The sequence below is a fragment of the Kribbella sp. NPDC048928 genome (genome assembly GCF_043197975.1).
Lineage (GTDB): Bacteria > Actinomycetota > Actinomycetes > Propionibacteriales > Kribbellaceae > Kribbella.
On record NZ_JBICUC010000002.1, the window covers coordinates 1,157,168 to 1,173,990 of the forward strand.

Annotated in this window: 13 protein-coding genes; 7 read left to right on the forward strand and 6 right to left on the reverse strand. The window is 68.3% G+C overall.

Annotated elements, in window-relative coordinates; all coding sequences use genetic code 11:
- The first annotated feature begins 3 nt into the window (after positions 1–3).
- The 4 genes from ACGFI6_RS12580 (at position 4) to ACGFI6_RS12595 (ending at position 8,201) form a co-directional block, all read left to right on the forward strand.
- Positions 4–1,038 (forward strand): FecCD family ABC transporter permease, encoded by a 1,035-nt coding sequence (locus ACGFI6_RS12580; protein WP_393117783.1) that lies wholly within the window; start codon positions 4–6, stop codon positions 1,036–1,038.
- A 3-nt stretch (positions 1,039–1,041) separates the two neighbouring features.
- A complete protein-coding gene (locus ACGFI6_RS12585; RefSeq protein WP_393117785.1) occupies positions 1,042–1,974 on the forward strand; it encodes an ABC transporter ATP-binding protein in 933 nt (310 codons plus the stop codon).
- A gap of 72 nt (positions 1,975–2,046) precedes the next feature.
- Positions 2,047–3,213: a M48 family metalloprotease gene (locus ACGFI6_RS12590; RefSeq protein WP_393117786.1), complete on the forward strand. Its 1,167-nt coding sequence runs from the start codon at positions 2,047–2,049 to the stop codon at positions 3,211–3,213.
- Positions 3,210–8,201, forward strand: a complete 4,992-nt coding sequence (locus ACGFI6_RS12595) for an AAA domain-containing protein (RefSeq protein ID WP_393117788.1) — start codon at positions 3,210–3,212, stop codon at positions 8,199–8,201. The genes ACGFI6_RS12590 and ACGFI6_RS12595 overlap by 4 nt, the downstream gene beginning before the upstream one ends.
- 30 nt (positions 8,202–8,231) lie before the next feature.
- On the opposite strand, the gene ACGFI6_RS12600 is transcribed toward ACGFI6_RS12595, so the two are convergent.
- From ACGFI6_RS12600 to ACGFI6_RS12610, 3 genes are all read right to left on the reverse strand, one after another.
- Positions 8,232–9,356: a glycosyltransferase gene (locus ACGFI6_RS12600; RefSeq protein WP_393117790.1), complete on the reverse strand. Its 1,125-nt coding sequence runs from the start codon at positions 9,354–9,356 to the stop codon at positions 8,232–8,234.
- A gap of 186 nt (positions 9,357–9,542) precedes the next feature.
- Positions 9,543–10,130: a hypothetical protein gene (locus ACGFI6_RS12605; protein ID WP_393117792.1), complete on the reverse strand. Its 588-nt coding sequence runs from the start codon at positions 10,128–10,130 to the stop codon at positions 9,543–9,545.
- Between the two features lie 100 nt (positions 10,131–10,230).
- On the reverse strand, positions 10,231–10,602 hold the full coding sequence (locus ACGFI6_RS12610) for an FKBP-type peptidyl-prolyl cis-trans isomerase (RefSeq protein WP_393117794.1): 372 nt from the start codon (positions 10,600–10,602) through the stop codon (positions 10,231–10,233).
- Between the two features lie 130 nt (positions 10,603–10,732).
- On the opposite strand from ACGFI6_RS12610, the gene ACGFI6_RS12615 reads away from it, so the two are divergent.
- The 3 genes from ACGFI6_RS12615 to ACGFI6_RS12625 are packed head-to-tail and all read left to right on the forward strand — an operon-like array spanning position 10,733 to position 13,377.
- Positions 10,733–11,596: an alpha/beta fold hydrolase gene (locus ACGFI6_RS12615; protein WP_393117796.1), complete on the forward strand. Its 864-nt coding sequence runs from the start codon at positions 10,733–10,735 to the stop codon at positions 11,594–11,596.
- Positions 11,597–11,636: 40 nt separating this feature from the next.
- A complete protein-coding gene (locus tag ACGFI6_RS12620) occupies positions 11,637–12,359 on the forward strand; it encodes a hypothetical protein (RefSeq protein WP_393117798.1) in 723 nt (240 codons plus the stop codon).
- Between the two features lie 31 nt (positions 12,360–12,390).
- A complete protein-coding gene (locus tag ACGFI6_RS12625; RefSeq protein ID WP_393117800.1) occupies positions 12,391–13,377 on the forward strand; it encodes an SEC-C metal-binding domain-containing protein in 987 nt (328 codons plus the stop codon).
- Between the two features lie 199 nt (positions 13,378–13,576).
- Here ACGFI6_RS12625 and ACGFI6_RS12630 read toward each other — a convergent pair whose 3' ends face one another.
- Genes ACGFI6_RS12630 through ACGFI6_RS12640 form a run of 3 tightly spaced genes read right to left on the reverse strand, consistent with a single transcriptional unit; the run spans position 13,577 to position 16,760 of the window.
- Complete coding sequence (locus ACGFI6_RS12630) at positions 13,577–14,986, reverse strand: ABC transporter substrate-binding protein (RefSeq protein WP_393117801.1); 1,410 nt, start codon at positions 14,984–14,986, stop codon at positions 13,577–13,579.
- Between the two features lie 14 nt (positions 14,987–15,000).
- A complete protein-coding gene (locus tag ACGFI6_RS12635) occupies positions 15,001–15,852 on the reverse strand; it encodes a carbohydrate ABC transporter permease (protein WP_393117802.1) in 852 nt (283 codons plus the stop codon).
- Entirely contained in the window at positions 15,849–16,760 is a 912-nt protein-coding gene (locus ACGFI6_RS12640) for a carbohydrate ABC transporter permease (protein WP_393117804.1), read from the reverse strand. The genes ACGFI6_RS12635 and ACGFI6_RS12640 overlap by 4 nt, the downstream gene beginning before the upstream one ends.
- Positions 16,761–16,823: the final 63 nt, after the last annotated feature.

Sequence of the window (16,823 nt, forward strand, 5' to 3'; positions counted from 1 at the left end):
ACAATGGATGAGGCAGTTCAGGTCATCGCGCGGGCTCGTGCGGTGCGACAGGCTCGTACTGCTGTGGTCATTGCTGTTCTCGCGGTGGTGGTGTTTGCCGTCTTCTGCGTCTCGCTGTCGCTGGGTGATTTCAAGATCCCGGTGATCGACGTGGTCAAGACGCTGTTCGGCGGCGGCGATCACGCGACCGAGTTCATCGTCAACCGCCTACGGTTGCCCAGGGCACTGACCGGTCTCATGGTCGGCGCGGCGCTCGGCCTGTCCGGCGCGATCTTCCAGAGCATCGCCCGGAACCCGCTGGCCTCGCCCGACATCATCGGCGTCACCTACGGCGCCAGCGCGTTCGCCGTCTTCGCGATCGTCACTCTCGGGCTCACAGGCGTCGCGGTGTCGGCGCTCGCGATCCTCGGCGCGGTACTAACCGCGTTCATCATGTACGTCCTCGCCTGGCGGCACGGGGTGTCGAGCTACCGGTTGATCCTGATCGGGATCGGCATCGGCGCAATGGCCACGAGCATCACCTCGTACCTGCTGACGAAGGCTCGCGTGGAGATCGCGCAGCAGGCGCTGATCTGGCTGACCGGAAGCCTGAACGGCCGCGACTGGTCGAACGTCCGGTCGCTGGCGATCACCTTCGTCGTCCTGCTGCCGTTCATGGTGTTCCTCGTGCAGCAGTTGCGGATCCTGCAGCTCGGCGACGAGACGGCGTACGGACTGGGGCTGCGGGTCGAGGCGTCGCGGCTCGGGCTGATCGTGATCGCCGTGCTGCTGGCCGCGGTGGCGACGGCGGCGGCCGGGCCGATCGGGTTCGTCGCGTTCGTCGCGCCGCCGATCGCGCGCCGGCTGACTCGTTCGCCCGGACCGGCGATGGTCACGTCCGGGTTGCTCGGGGCGCTGGTGGTGGCGGTGTCGGATCTCGTTGCGCAGCACGCTTTCGGGGACACCCAGTTGCCGGTCGGTGTGGTGACCGGCGTGGTCGGTGCGCCGTACCTGATGGTCCTGCTGGCGCGGGCCAACCGTGTCGGAAGTGGTGGCTGAGAGATGGAGAACCCTGTGGAACACAGTCTGGCCGCCTCCGAGCTGGCCGTTGGCTACGACCAGCGAGAGATCATCCACGACCTCTCGGTACGGATCCCGACCGGGAAGATCACGGTCATCGTCGGTGCCAACGCATGCGGCAAGTCGACGCTGCTCAAGACGCTGGCGCGGCTGCTGAAGCCGTCCCGCGGATCGGTGCTGCTGGACGGGAAGAGCATCCAGCAGATCCCGACCCGGGAGGTGGCGACCAAGCTCGGCCTGCTGCCGCAGTCGCCGACCGCGCCGGAGGGCATCACGGTCGCGGACCTGGTCGGTCGTGGGCGCTACCCACGGACGCGCTGGATCCGGCAATGGTCGAAGTCCGACGACGAGGCGGTCGCGGAGGCGATGACCTCGACGGACGTGCTGTCGATCGCGGACCGGCCGATCGACGAGCTGTCCGGCGGCCAGCGGCAGCGGGTCTGGATCGCGATGGCACTCGCGCAGGAGACCGACATCCTGTTGCTGGACGAGCCGACGACGTTCCTGGACCTGACGCACCAGTTCGAGGTCCTCGACCTGCTCGTCGACCTGAACAAGTCCGACGACCGGACGATCGTGCTGGTGCTGCACGACCTGAACCAGGCCTGCCGGTTCGGCGACCACCTGATCGCGATGAAGGACGGCGCAATCGTTGCCGAGGGCAACCCTGCGGACGTGATCAACGAAGCGGTGGTGCAGGACGTCTTCGGACTGGCCGTGAAGGTCGTCCCGGACCCGGTCGCCGGTACGCCGATGGTCGTACCGATCGGCCGTCACACAACTCGAGCCGCTGCACCCGCGGACGTGCAGGACGTGCCGCTCGCCACGGACGACGCGTCCGGGGCCAGTCCCGCAGCTGCAGCCCTCGCCGCGAGTGCTGCTGCGAACGGAGTCTGCCGCCCAACTGACAGATAGTTTTGCCGGTTGTCCACAGGCCCGCCGGATCGCGTTCGGTTTTGGTCGGTGGGGGTGGTTATCGTGGCGGGCATGTTGTCAGCGCTCGGGTATCACCGGTCCGTCCTGGCGGTCGTCCGCCAGGTGGACGAGCGTGCCTGGACGGCGTTGCACGGCGGGCCGGAGGGTTCGCTCGACGACGTACTGCTGCGGAATGCGTACCGTTTGGAGCCCGATGCGCATCCGGCCGTGTTCCGGGCGGGTGAGCGCGCCGCGCGGGCGCTCGAGCTGGACGAGGGCATCGACTACTACCAGGTGAGCGGCGAGCCGAACGCGGCGTACCTGCATCAGGCAGGTAAGGCGGTCATCCTCTTCCAGGGTGCGCTGCTCGACCGGCTCGACGAGGACGAGCTGACGGCGGTCATCGGCCACGAGTTGGCGCACCGGTTGTTGTGGCAGGCCGAGGACGGTGGGTATCTCGCCGTCGATCGGCTGCTCGATGCGGCGGCAGGTGATGCCCGGACCCCGTCGCAGTACCTCGAGACGCACCGGCGTTGGTCTTTGGCGACGGAACTGTTTGCCGATCGTGGAGCGTTGACGGCGTGTGGAGACCTGCGGACGGCGGTGCGCGCCCTGCTGAAGCTCGAGACCGGACTGAGTACGGCTGATCCGGATGCGTACTTGCGTCAGGCGGAGGCGCTGGATCTCCGGTCAGGCAGTCGCGGCACGTCCCATCCCGAGGCGGTCGGGCGCGCGTGGGCGTTGAAGAACTGGGTGGCGGGCGAGGACGTCGAGGCGCTCGTGACCGGGCCGCTCGACGTGGACGCGCCGGATCTGCTCGATGCGGTGCTGCTGAGGGAGATCAGCCGGGACTTCGCGGCGGCGATCGCGCACACCGAGGGTCTGCGGACGGACGCGATCGCGACCGCGGCCGCGGGGTTTGCGGATCCGCCGGGGCCGCTGGGCGTGCCCGGGGGAGCGGTGCGCTTCGACGAGCCGTTGGCCGTACGTCCTGTGGACGGGGCACCGTTGCCGCGGCCGCGCCCATTGGCTGCAGCCACTGTGCGCTATCTCTGCTATCTGCTGCTCGATCTCGCGACGGCGGACCCGGAGTTGGGCGACGACGGATTGGTCGCGTCGCTGGCGGTCGCTCGACGGTCCGGCCTCAGTGGGTACGTCGATGTTGCCGACGACGAGCTGGGCTGGAGCGACAAGCAGCGGACACGGTTCGTCCAGGCTGCCGCGGAGGTGGTCGGATGAGCGCGGAGGATCTCGTCGCGCTGGCCGTCTCGCAGGGCGGGCTCGGCAACGATGCGCTGCTCGCTGCGGTGCTGCCGCTGTTCCACGAGACTGCGGCGGTGCACGAGCGTGGGCTGGTTGCGCCGTTGCGCGGGCTGGGCCGGATCACGGTCGACGAGCAGAGCCGGCTCGGTTTCGCGCCCGAGGACGCGGGCCGGCCGACCCTTGCGACGCGGGAGGTCGATGTCCGGCAGGGGAAGCGTCCGACGGCCGTCGAGGTGGTGGCGCATCGGCAGTCCGACCTCGACCTGGGAGCGGACGGCGCCCGGGAGCAGACCGTCGTCCCCGAGCCGGTTCCGGACGCGATCGCGGCACCGACCCTGGTGGCTGGCTGGCAGAGCTGGGAGCACGTGCTCGGTCACCACGACCAGCTGACGGACATCTTCAGCCTGGGGCAGCTGCTGCTCGCGCTCGGCTGCGGCCTCGATCTGTCCAGGACCGCAGACGTCGGCACCCTGATCGATGCCCGCGGCAACTTGTACCGGCTGGACCCGGACCTGCACCCGGTGATCGTGTCGGTCGCCGCGCAGATGGCCGAGCCGGACCGGTTCCGGCGCGCGCAGGACCTGCACTCGCTGATCGAGCAGCTGGAGAACTACCGCGACCAGCCGCTCGACTTCGACGTCGAGGCGATCGTCCAGGGCGTGGCAGATCGCCGGACTGCGGTGCTCGGTGCCCTCCGCGACCGGCTCTTCGACCTCTCCCGGCGGAACCGGCTGATCAACTTCCGGCCGACCGCGCAGACGCTGAACCTCACCGAGGTCTCGGTGCCGCTGATGCTCGACGTACGGACGATCCGTTCCGAGCAGCTGTTCACGTGGCGCGACAACCTGGCGGCCGACCTGCTGAAGAAGGCGCAGCCGCTCGGCAAGTGGATCCGGTACGACGATGCGCCGTACGCCGCGAACACCCTCGACAAGCTGATCTCGACAGCGCGCCGGGACAAGGCCGACTACGGGCAGGACCAGTTGCGGTTGGTGCCGGCGTTCCTGCGGTGGCACGACCTGAAGAACGACCGCGACACCCGGCTTGCGTCGCCGCTGGTGCTGGCGAAGGTCGAGCTGACGAAGAAGCGCGGCGTCCGCGACTCGTACACACTGCGGGTCACGGATCCGATCGCCGAGGTGAACCCGACGCTGCGGCACAGCCTGCGCCAGCTGTACGGGATCTCCTTGCCCGAGACTGTCGACCTGTCGGTGCCGGGCGCGCTGCGCGAGTTGCACGAGCGGCTGACGAAGGAGATCCAGGCGACCGAGCCGGGCCTCCAGCTGCACCTGCGGGAGAAGCCGCGGATCGATCTGGTGCGGCAGCGGGCCATGACGCGACTCCGGACGTACAACCGTCGCCGGCGAGGGAATCTTGCCACCGGGTTCGGTGGCAAGCAGTATGCGTACTCGTACCGGCGGGCGGACTACGAGCCGCTCGGTGTGCAGATCTTTCGGTCCCAGATCGCGCAGCAGACCCTGCCGCTGGGGATCGCGCTCGGCGAGGAGCCGCGGCGGCCGGGCGCGCTCGAGACCGACCTGTACTCACTCGACACCGAGGGCGGGCCGTACTCGTGGGACGTCGATCTGTGCGCGGTCTCCCTGGCGAACTTCAACTACCGGACCCTCGGGCTGGTGCGGGACTACGACGAGCTGCTGACCAGCTCGGAGTCGGCGGCGTCGTTCGACCAGCTGTTCTCGGACCGGCCGCGTCCGGTGGGCAGTGCGTTGCCGGAGCTGCCTGTCTCCGATCGGCATCTCGTCGTGCCGGCCGACGGATCGCAGGTGGCGGCCATCGCGCGGGCGCGGCGCGGCGAGAGCTTCGTGATCCAAGGGCCGCCGGGGACGGGGAAGTCGCAGACGATCACCAACCTGATCGCGGACTTCGTTGCGCAGGGCAAACGTGTGCTGTTCGTCTGCCAGAAACGGGCCGCGCTCGATGTCGTCCATGCACGGCTCGCGAGCCGGCGGCTGGACGGGCTGTGCGCACTGATCCACGACTCGCAGGGTGACAAGAAGGCGTTCGTCCACGGGCTTCGGGAGACGTACGAGGCGTGGCTCGCGGGCGAGGACGATCTGGATGCGCTGACCGCGCGGCGGGCCGATCTGCTCACTCGGGTTGACCGCCTGCTCGCAACCGTGGACGAGTTCGAACAGCAGTTGGCGAGCGGCAACCCGCACCTTCGAGCCGTCGTCAACCGCCTCGCCGAGCTTCACGAGTACGCGTGGACGCCTGCTGACGACGAGGGCGCGCTTCTGCCCGAGGTGGGGGAGTGGTGGGACGCGCACGCGGCCGTACGGGAGGTCGCTCAGTCGCTCGCTGCGGCCGATCCGGCGACCGGTGGTGTGCTGGCGCGGAGTTCGCTCAGCCTGCTGCGACGCTGGGACGACTCGGACGTGAGTGCTGCCGGCCGCGAGCTTCGCGCGAGGTGGGATGCGGTGGCGGAGTCCCTGGCTGCGCTGGATCTTGAACCGACGGCCGTCCGCGACGTTCAGGCATTCGCCCACCTTGGGCGGTTGCTGGAGCCGTTGACACGGGTCGATCGAGCCGAGGCGATCGTGCCGCGGTCGGACGACGCGCGAGAGCTGGCGGCCGCCGGAGCCGAGCGGAAGAAGCTGGTCGCGGCCGAGCGCGCCGCCTGGAAGGAGGCCGCGGGCTGGCCGGATCCGCTTGCGCCGGCCGACGCGCGTTCAGCCTTGAAGGTTGCCCAGAGCAAGGAAGGTGGCACGTTCTCCTTCCTCAGCGGGGATTGGCGACGGGTGAAGAGCCTCGTCCGCGGTCGCTTCGACGGGACGGCGCGCGCCGTGCAGCCGTCCGTCACCGAGATCCTGACCGATCTGGTCTCGGCGCAGTCCGCATCGGCGGCCGTACAGGAACACACCGAGCAGACCCGCCACGACTGGGGTGCCGACGACCCGCGGGAGCTGATCGACCAACTCGCCGCCGTTCGGAAGAGCGTGCCTGACTGGCGCTCGGCTCTTCGCGAGGGCGCCACCTCGGGGCTGTCCCGGTTGGCCGACGCGCTCGACGCGGCCACGGAGATCAGCCGCGAGCTGCTCGCCGATCACTGGGACACGCTGTCTGTCGACGAGCTCCGGGACGTCGCGGAGCGGCTGGCCGCCGAGAGTCCTGTCGTCCGCGCAATCGGTCCCAAACTCCGCGAGCTGTCGAGCGCCCCGCCGTCTGTGCTGACCGCTGTTCGTCGGCTTGACGCCACGCCGGACCAGCTCGAGTACGCCGTCTGTGCAGCCGAATGGGGTCGCGCCCGGTCGGCTGCACCGCTGCAGCTGTCCTCGGCGCGGGTCGATGCGATCGTCGGCGAGTTGAGCATGGTGTACGACGACCTGACCGAGCTGAACGCACAAGTTGTCGTCGCGCAGGTGCGGCGCCGGTTCCTGGCCGAGGTCGCGCACTCCGAGCGCAGCGTGACCGGGATGTCGGCGGATGATCGCGAGCGGAAGAAAGGCTTCGCGACCGGGCGGCGGGAGCTGGAGCACGAGTTCGGCAAGGTCATGCGGTACCGGTCGATCCGCGATCTCGCGTCCGGTCCGCCCGGCGAGGTCGTGGCGGTGCTGCGTCCGGTGTGGTTGATGAGCCCGTCGTCGGTGTCGGAGACGCTGCCGCTGACCATGTCGTTCGACGTCGTGGTGTACGACGAGGCCAGCCAGATCCCTGTGGAGGAGGCGATTCCGGCGCTGCACCGGGCGCCGCAGGTGATCGTGGTCGGGGACCAGATGCAGCTGCCTCCGACGCAGTACTTCCGCGTCCAGAGCGACGAGGCCGACGAGGAGACGGCGGAGCAGCTCGGGATCGCGTTGACCGAGGACAGCTTCCTCTCGATCAGTGCGCTGCGGCTGGCGTCGACGATGCTGACCTGGCACTACCGGAGCAGGTCGGAGGCGCTGATCTCGTTCAGCAACGCGGCGTTCTACCAGGGCAAGCTCGCGACGGTGCCGGACCGGTTGCCACCGCATGCGGCGCCGCCGTGGACGTTGCGTTCGGATTCCCCGGCCGCCGAGGTGTGCGACAGCGTGCTGGACGGGAGCATCACGGCGGTACGGCTCGTCGACGGTGTGTACGTACGACGCACCAATCCGGCGGAGGCTCGCTGGATCGCCTCGCTGGTGCGGGAGCTGCTCGCGCGTGAGACGGGGAAGAGCATCGGGATCGTTGCGTTCTCGGAGGCGCAGCAGGGTGAGATCGAGCGGGCGCTGGACGAGCTGGCCGAGAGCGATCCGGCGTTCGCCGCGCAGTACGAGGCGGAGCAGGTGCGGATGCACGGCGAGCAGGACGCCGGCCTGTTCGTGAAGAACCTGGAGAACGTCCAGGGCGACGAGCGGGACATCGTACTGATGAGCGTCTGCTACGCGGCCGGCCAGGACGGGCGGATGCTGATGAACTTCGGCCCGATCAACACCTCGGGCGGCGAGAAGCGGCTGAACGTGATCTTCAGCCGCGCTCGCGAACACATGGTCATCGTCAGCAGCATCGAGCCTGACGCGATCACGAACACCTACAACGACGGCGCCAACACGCTGCGGCGGTTCCTCGGGTACGCCGCTGCCGTCTCCCGTGGGGATCAGGACGCTGCGAAGGCCGCGCTGATGTCGTACCGGCTGAGGGCGGCGCCGGTGAAGGCGCCGCCGCCGAGTGCTGTCATCGAGCAACTGGCTGCGGCGTTGGCGGAGCGGGGCGTCGAGGTCGACGTGGCGGTGGGCGAGTCGGTCTTCCGCTGCGACCTGGCACTGAAGCTTCCCGACGACACCGGGCACCGCCTCGCGGTCCTCGTCGACACTCCCGATCGCGTCGCCGCCGACACCCTGCTCGAGCGTCTGACCACCCACCCAAGCGCCCTGACCACCACCGGCTGGAGGGTCCACCACGTCCTGACCACAGACTGGACCCGCTCGCCCGACGCCGTACTCGCACACCTACAAGACGCCCTCCACCGCCCAACCGACTAACCCACGGCGCGGTTCGGCACCGCCCTCGACTTACCCGCGCGTCGCGCGGCCGTCCAGGAGGAGGTGCGCGGCTACTGTGGCGCCGTCGGGCTTGATTTCGGCGCCTGTCTTCGCGGCCTGGCCTTTCGTTTTGGGGTCCAGTGCTGTTGCGAGGGCGGCCGAGAGGGATTCGACGGTCGGCGCCGAACGCTCGTGTGCAGCACCAATGCCCAACGCGGCGACCCGGCCCGCCCAGTACGGCTGGTCCGCGATCAGCGGTACGACAACCTGCGGTACGCCGGCGCGTGCAGCCGTGGTCGTCGTACCCGCGCCACCGTGATGCACAACCGCCGCCACCCTCGGGAACAGCGCCTGCTGATTGACCTCACCCACGACGAAACAGTCCGCGCCGTCGTCGGCCAGATCCAGCTCGGCCCACCCCCGACTGAGCAGCACGCGCCGCCCGTGCGCCCGACAAGCCGCGATCGCAGTCTCGGCGATGCCCTTCGGCGCATGCGCAGCCATGCTGCCGAACCCGACGTACACCGGCGGCTCACCCGCCCCGAGGAACGCCTCTAGCTCGTCCGCCAGCGGACGATCGTCACGCAAGATCCAGGCGCCGGTCTGGATCACCCCGAGATCGGTCATCCCCTCCGACGGGCACAGCGTCGGATCCGCCGCGAGCCACGGATGTTCGGTGAACACATAGTCCCGAACGTTCTCCACCGGCGGCAGCCCGATCGCAGCACGCTCCTTGTTGAGCGAGGGACCGTACAGCGCGTTGACCCGTTCCGCGTCCTGCTTCCACAACACGCGCCGATCCGTCTCGCCTTCCGGTGACGGCGTACCGGGCCGTACTCCCGGCGAGGTGTGCTGCGACGGGATCCCACCGAGGTGGAAGGCGGCGAGCGCGTACCCGATGCCGAGCTTCTCGGCCACGTCGCGAGCACCGGCCGGCATCAGACCGGTGGCGACGATCGCATCGGCCCCCTGCGCCACGGTGCCGAGGGTCTCGAACCGCGCCGCGACCAGCCGCGGAGCCAGGTCGAACGCCGCATGTCCCGACGGCGGCTTCGGCCCCGCGACCACCGACTTCACCGACGGTCCGAGCGGCACCATCGGTACGCCGGCGCGCGCCAGCAGCGCCTCGAAATCGTCGTCCGGTGGCGCGCACACCGTTGCCTCGGCGCCAAGTTCCTGAAGTGCTACCGCAAGCCCCGCCAAAGGTTCCACGTCACCGCGCGACCCCCAGGTAGCCATCACAAAACGCACTGATCAATCTCCGTTCCCCGAGCTCTGCTGAGCCGACCGATCGACCATTCTGCGAGACGAACCGGGGCTTGCAGCAAGTCCCCCCACCCGCTATAAGTTGGAAGGGGAGGGGGACTTTGTGCCCGCCCCTCGTGCGTGGCCCACGATCAGACCGGCCAGCAGCGCACCGAGTGTGCCGAGCGCCAGGTCGCCCAGGGTGTCGGTATAGGCAGTATGGAGTTCGGGCGAGCTGCGGACGAACGCAACGTACTCGCCGATCTCCCAGACGACGGCCGCAGTGGTGCCGAAGCCGAGGGCAACAAGGACCGTGAGCGGTCGCGACAGGCCCGGAGGCGCGAATGCGAGCAGCACGCCCCAGGTGAGCAGGGCCCAGAGGACGAAGTGCATGGCGTCGTCCCACCAACCGACCGTGTCGAACAGATCCAGCCGGTTGCCGAGCAGATCGATCAGCCACGGCAGCGTCATCAACAGGTCCGCCGCCCACGGGAACGCGCCCTTGCGGCCGCGGATCCACCACCACAGCGGCAGCACGAGCGCGCCGATCGGATAGACGGTCAGGCGGGCGGTCGACGCCTTGCCCTTGATACCGCTGAGATCCGGCCAGATCAATGCCGCGAGCAACAAGGCGAGCAGCAGCAGTTTCGCGGCCACGGCGGCGTACCGGACGGTCTTTGTCATGCTCCGGAGTCAACCGGATCGACGGCGGTGGTGGATGAGTACAACTACCGGAAAACAGGCAGCCGGCGGTGACCAAGGGTCACCGCCGGCTGCTGTGGGTTCAGCTGACGCTCACCAGATCCACGACGAAGATCAGGGTCTCGCCCGGCTTGATCGCGCTGCCGGCGCCGCGGTCGCCGTAGCCCAGGTGCGGCGGGATGACCAGCTTGCGGCGGCCACCGACCTTCATGCCCTGGACGCCGGTGTCCCAGCCCTGGATGACCTGGCCGACGCCGAGCTGGAAGGCCAGCGGGGCGCCGCGGTTGTACGACGCGTCGAACTCTTCGCCGGTGGAGTGGGCCACGCCCACGTAGTGCACGTTGACCCGGGAACCGGCCTTGGCCTCGTCGCCGTCGCCCACGCTGATGTCGGTGATCTCGAGATCCGCCGGCGGCGGCCCGTCCGGAAAGTCGATCTCTGGCTTCTCAGTCATACCCACCAGCTAAGCAGAAAGTGCCGGAAAAGTTCCGATCGGGTTCCTGTTGGGGGCGATCGCGAGCGTCTAGGCTCTCGAACACGAGGTCGACCAATGGGGGTGGGCCGAGGCGACGAGGAGCCCGACGATGCCCGAGCCGGTGACCCAGACTCTCGACGTGCCGGGAGCGACCCTGACGTACGACGTCCGTGGCGACCTGGCGAACCGCCCGGTCCTGCTCATCATCGGCTCCCCGATGGGCGCGAGTGGATTCCCGACCTTGGCGTCGCACTTCGAGGATCGCGCCGTGGTGACGTACGACCCACGCGGCGTCGAGCGCAGTGTCCGCAGCGGCGAGGTGACCGAGCTTTCCCCGGAGGATCACGCGGCCGACCTGGCCGCCCTCATCGACCACTTGGACGTCGGACCGGTCGACGTCTTCGCCAGCAGCGGCGGTGCGGTGAACGCGCTCGCGCTCAGCGCTCGTCGTCCGGACGTCATCCACACACTGGTCGCGCACGAGCCGCCGCTCGCCGGCATCCTGCCGGACAGTGAGGCGGCTTTGGGCGCGGTCGAGGACATGTATGCGACGTACCAGCGCGACGGGATGGGGCCCGGGATGGCGAAGTTCATCACGCTGGTGTCGTACGACGGCGAGATTCCGGCCGACTACACGCAGCAGCCGGCACCGGATCCGGCGATGTTCGGGCTGCCGACGGAGGACGACGGGTCCCGTACGGACGCTCTGCTCGGGCAGAACCTGCGCGGCTGTACGTCGTACGCCCCCGACTTCGATGCCCTGGGCAAGGTCAAGGACCGGATCGTCTTCGGGGTCGGCGAGGAGTCCTCGAACCAGATGGCCGGGCGTGGCGGCAAGGCCGCGGCGGAGCGGCTCGGGCTGACGCCGGTCAGGTTCCCGAGCGGGCACGGTGGCTTCCTCGGCAACGAGTACGGCCAGCCGGGTAAGCCGACGGAGTTCGCGGCCAAGCTCCGCGAGGTGCTCGACCGCTGACAGCTGCCGGTGGACTGGCGGCGGGCTAACCTCACTCTCTGTGCTGAAGAAACTCGCCGCCGTGTCCGTGGCGGCCGCTGTGGCGGTCGCGCTCGCAGTCGTGACGCCACGGTCGTCGGACGCCGCGACCGAGACGTACGCGCAGTACTCCCTGATGTTCGAGAAGTCCGCCGGGCAGTACTTCGCCGGCGGGACGGCAGCCGGTCAGTGGGCGTGGACCCCGCTGAGCGCGACCGAGTCGGACATCTCCTGGGGCGATCCGAAGGCCTGGCCGCCGAAGTCCGCGGAGCACTTCATCCACGACGGCGACTGGGTCCTCCTGGACGGCTACAACGACGGGGCCGGGCGACCGCTCACGCAGATCCAGCGCGTCACGACCGAAAGCCTTGGCGACGCGAACTGCAAGAACCCGCAACCGATCGCGTCCGACGGTGGGCGCCAGCACTACGTCAAGTGGAACATCCCCGCGGCCGGCTACTGCCTGGACGCCACCGGCACCATCAAGCCACCGAATGGCTCCACCACCGTCCACTTCCGCCACGTCCAGCAATGGCTCCCGCCCCACCCCTGTACGAACCCGTACTACGCGAACCAGACCTGCATCACCCAGCACGAACAATGGTGGGACGACAACCAGCACCCGTACGCCCTGCAGCTCGACCGCACTGTCGAGCTCGCCAAGGGCCTGGGCATGGCCTTCACGAACCGCACCACCGTGCCTCTGACGTGGAACGCCGACGCCCGGTACTACTGGCATTACTGATCGACCGCTCGCGATACCGTTGGGTGTGCGTATGAATGACGTCCTGTCGACCGAAGACATCGATCGCATCGCGGCGGAGGCGAGCGAGAGCGAGACGCCGGAGACGCTGGCGGCAGCCCTGGTCGCCGCGGTCGACGACGGCCGGCTGGCGGACGCTGCCGACGCCGGCTATGCGCTGACTGTGGCGGCCGAGATCACCGCCGACACCGACGAACCGGAGGTCGCGATCGCGCTTGCCGAGCGCGCGATCGAGGCCTGCGAACGCTCCGGCGACACCTCGACGAGCCACCCCTCGGCCATTCGCGCGGACGCGTTGTTCCTCGCCGGTCGTGAAGAGGAGGCGATGACGCAGCTCGCCGTGCTGCGTGAACGGCTGACCGAGGACCCCGATGCGGCGATGCTCGTCGGCGAGGTCCTGGTCGCGAACGGGCAGGCGGAGGTCGCGGAGGAATGGCTGACCGAGGCGCTGGACACCGTTCTCGAGCGTCACGACCAACTCGAGTCCTCGGATCCGGCGTACGACGACGTCGCGATGATCACGTTCGAAGTACTGCAGGCCCGGCACGGTGTCCGGCACGAGCTCGGCCTGGAGCACGACGAGTACGACGATCTCGCGGACGAGATGATGGCGGAACTGGAGGACTCGCTGGACGACGGCCCGGTGGTCCTGTTCTTCCCGGAGCCCGAATTCGACGAAGCCCTACGCCGCTGGCCCGACCTGGCCGCCGACCACGGCGCAACCTGGGACGACCACCGAGCAATCACCGAACAAGAACTCCGCCTCCGAGCCGAACACGGCACAACCAGCCTCGCCACAATCCCCGCCACAGCCAACGCCCTGGCAACCTTCGCCACAACCTCCGGCAGCGAAGATCCAGACATCCCCACACTCGAGGCCTACCGCGACTCCCTGATCGACTCGGGCACACCCCAGACCCCCTGGCCGCCCGGCCGAAACGACCCCTGCTGGTGCGGCTCACAAGCCAAGTACAAGAAATGCTGCCTACCCCGCGCATAGTGTCGAAAGCGGACAGCTGGAACCGGCTCGCCGGACCTCGAAGCCCCCGCAACCTCCCAAACGAAACCCACCAGCTCAGAGGTCAACCTCTGAGCTGGTGGGTCGGCCTGGTGACATGCCGGGGGCAGACCCACCATCTCGAAGGTTGACCGCTGAGATGGTGGGTCGCTTGTCCGCGGGCCGGTCGTCGGGCGAACGGCTACTTTTTGACTGTTTTGTTGTACTGGTCGATCTGGGGCTTGATTGACTCGGCGGCTGCCTTCATGGCGGTGGCTGGGTCGGTGCCCAGGACTGCTTTTTCGATGCCGTCTTCGGAGGCCTTGCGGGCCTGGGGCATGACGCCGAGGATGCAGCCGGAGGAGGCGTTGGTGGGCTTGGTGTTGTGGAGTTGGGTGATCGCGGTGGTGAACTGCGGGTACTGCGCGACCCAGGCCTTGTCGGCGGGCTCGTCGAGGGCCTTGGAGTTGATCGGGAAGTAGCCGGTGCCGGTGTGCCAGGCGGCCTGCTGGTCCGGGGTCGACGCGAACTTCACGAACTCCCACGAGGCGCGCTTCTCGGCGTCGGAGTGGCCGGGGCCGTCGATCCACAGCGAGGCGCCGCCGATGATCGGGCCGCCGCCGTTGTCGGACGCGGACAGGTGCGGGAACGGCGCGGTCAGTACGGTGAACTTGCCCTTCGCCGCGTCCAGGTAGCCGCGCAGCGAGCCGGTCGACTCCAGGTGCATCGCCGACGTACCGGACTTGAAGACGGCCTGCGCGTCGTCGGTCTTCTTGCCGGTGTTCGGCATCAGGCCCTGCTTGACCATCTGCTGGTACCAGGTCGCGACCTTCACGCCCTGCTCGTCGTCGAAGTTCACCTTCGACGCGAGGTCCTTGCGGCCGTTGTCGTTGTCGCAGTATGTCGTACCGGACTGCGCGATCAGCTGCTCCAGGAACCACCCGTAGATCGCGGCGTTGAAGCCGTACTGCACGGTCTTCCCGCCCTGCTTGACGGTCAGCTTCTTCGCGTCCGCCATGATCTCGTCGAGGTTCGTCGGCGGCTTGTTCGGGTCCAGCCCGGCCTTCACGAACGCTTCCTTGTTGATGTACAGCAACGGCATCGACGTGTTGAACGGCATCGAGTTCAACTTGTTGTCGATCGAGTAGTAGTTCGCGATGTTCGGCTCGATCGAGTCCAGCGAGTAGCCGTCCTTGTCGGCGAACTTCTGCACCGGAACGGTCTGCTTGGAGTCGATCATGAACCGCGACCCGATGTCGTAGATCTGTACGACAGAAGGCGTGTTGCCCTGCTGCACCGAGGTCTTGTACTTCGTGATCGTCTCGTCGTAGTCGCCCTGGTAGACGGCCGTGACCTCGATCTTGCCCTTGTGGGCGTCGTTGAACGCCTTCACGAGCTTGTCGACGGCGGTGCCGTTGGCGCCCTTCATGCCGTGCCAGAAGGTGATCTTGGTGACGCCGCTCGCCTTGTCGAGCGCGCCGGCGTCGGGGGCGTCCTGCCCGCCGCTGCCCGAGTCCTTGGAATCGTTGGAACTGCCACCGCAGCCGGCGGCGACCAGAGCCAGCACCGCCAGCAGTGCGGCGGCAGCCGTCGTACGTCGAACGGAACGCATGTGCACAACCTTTCTCAGCGAATTGCACCCGCGGTCAGCCCGCGGACGATGAAGCGCTGGCCGAAGATCACGATGGCCAACGTGGGCAGGATGGACAGCGTGACGCCGGCCAGGATGAGTCCCGGGTCGGCGGCCTCCGCGTCGTTGAGCTGGCTGATCCCGATCTGCAGCGTCCGGCGGGACGCCGAGTCGCCGATCAGCAGCGGCCAGAAGAACTGGTTCCAGGCGGACAGGAACACGTACAGGCCGACCGCCATCAGGGCCGGCTTGTTCAGCGGCAGCAGGATCCGGCTCAGGAACCGCCAGTGCCCGGCGCCGTCGATCGTTGCCGCGTCGCGCAGTTCGATCGGGAACTGCAGGAACGACTGGCGGAGCAGGAACACCCCGAACGCGTTCGCCAGGAACGGCAGCACGAGGGCGATCATCGTGCCGGCGTACGACGCCGTCAGCCGCTCGCCGCCGAGCGACCAGCCGGTGATGGTCAGGTAGTTCGGCAGCACGATCGACTCCCACGGCACCATCAGCGTGGCCAGGAAGAGCCCGAACAGGACCGTACGGCCCCACATCTTCATGAATACGAATGCATAGGCCGCGAGCACGCTGGTGATCAGCTGCGAGACGGTGATGATCGACGTCTGCAGGATCGAGTTCAGGTACTGCTGCCCGATCGGCGTCCCGGACGAGGACGCGCCCTTGTAGTTGCCCGTGAAGAACCCGTGCGGGAACAGGTCCGGCGGGTACGACGAGATCTGGCCCGGCGACATGACCGACCCCGCGATCACGTAGTACACCGGGAAGATCACGAGCAGCGCAGCACCGATCAGTACGACGTACGTGACCACCCGGCCGGCGGAAAGAGATCTCACTTGTAGTGCACCCGCCTCTCCAGGACGCCGAACTGGATCGCCGTGCAGAGCAGCAGGATCACCAGCAGCACGATCGCCTGGGCGGACGCGGCGCCGAAGTCGCTGGCGTTGTTCGCGAAGGCGGTGTGGTAGATCGAGTAGACGAGCGTCCTGGTGGACTGCTCGGGGCCGCCCTCCGGCGTCAGGATCTTGATCTGCCCGAAGCCCTGCAGGGACTGGATCGTGGAGATCACGACCAGGAAGAACAACTGCGGGCCGAGCATCGGGATCGTGATGTACCGGGAGGCGCGGAAGCCGCCCGCGCCGTCCAGGGTCGCGGCCTCGTTGATCTCGGCCGGGATCGCGCCGATGCCCGCGGACAGGACGAGCACGTTGTACCCGATGCTCATCCAGACCGTGGTGATCGCGACGCTGATCAGCGCCCAGGACGGGTCGGTGAGCCAGCCGATCCGGTCCACGCCGAACCGGCCGAGCAAGCCGTTCGCCAGCCCGATCGCCGGGTTGTAGATGGTCGCGAAGATCACCGACGCGCTGGCGACCGAGAACGCGAACGGCAGCGCGAACGCGGTCCGGAAGATCCGGATCCCCTTGATGTGCTGCTCGAGCAGCAGGACGATCACCAGGCCGCCGAGCACGCCGGGGATCACGGTGAGCAGGACGAACGCGAACGTCACCCACAGGATGTGCCGGAACTCGCCGGAGCCGAGCATGTCCTTGTAGTGCTGCAGTCCGACGTACGCGTCCGGCCGGCCGAACAGGTCGGAGCCGTGCAGCGACAGCGAGACGGACTTACCGAGCGGCCAGACGATGAACAGCGCGAACACCACGAGGCACGGCACCAGCAACAGCCAGGACAGCAGGGACGCCGGGGTCGGGCGGCGGCGCCCCGTTACGCTTGATGTAGTCAATCGCTTACCTCCAGTATTGGCGCAGTATGCACCGCCTGAGGTCCCCCAACCATCGGGCACGCT

Coding starts and splice junctions, on each gene's coding strand:
- ACGFI6_RS12590 (WP_393117786.1), top strand. CDS start 2,047: ATGTTGTCAGCGCTCGGGTATCACCGGTCCGTCCTGGCGGTCGTCCGC.
- ACGFI6_RS12615 (WP_393117796.1), top strand. CDS start 10,733: ATGCCCGAGCCGGTGACCCAGACTCTCGACGTGCCGGGAGCGACCCTG.
- ACGFI6_RS12595 (WP_393117788.1), top strand. CDS start 3,210: ATGAGCGCGGAGGATCTCGTCGCGCTGGCCGTCTCGCAGGGCGGGCTC.
- ACGFI6_RS12585 (WP_393117785.1), top strand. CDS start 1,042: ATGGAGAACCCTGTGGAACACAGTCTGGCCGCCTCCGAGCTGGCCGTT.
- ACGFI6_RS12610 (WP_393117794.1), bottom strand. CDS start 10,602: ATGACTGAGAAGCCAGAGATCGACTTTCCGGACGGGCCGCCGCCGGCG.
- ACGFI6_RS12625 (WP_393117800.1), top strand. CDS start 12,391: ATGAATGACGTCCTGTCGACCGAAGACATCGATCGCATCGCGGCGGAG.
- ACGFI6_RS12605 (WP_393117792.1), bottom strand. CDS start 10,130: ATGACAAAGACCGTCCGGTACGCCGCCGTGGCCGCGAAACTGCTGCTG.
- ACGFI6_RS12580 (WP_393117783.1), top strand. CDS start 4: ATGGATGAGGCAGTTCAGGTCATCGCGCGGGCTCGTGCGGTGCGACAG.
- ACGFI6_RS12630 (WP_393117801.1), bottom strand. CDS start 14,986: ATGCGTTCCGTTCGACGTACGACGGCTGCCGCCGCACTGCTGGCGGTG.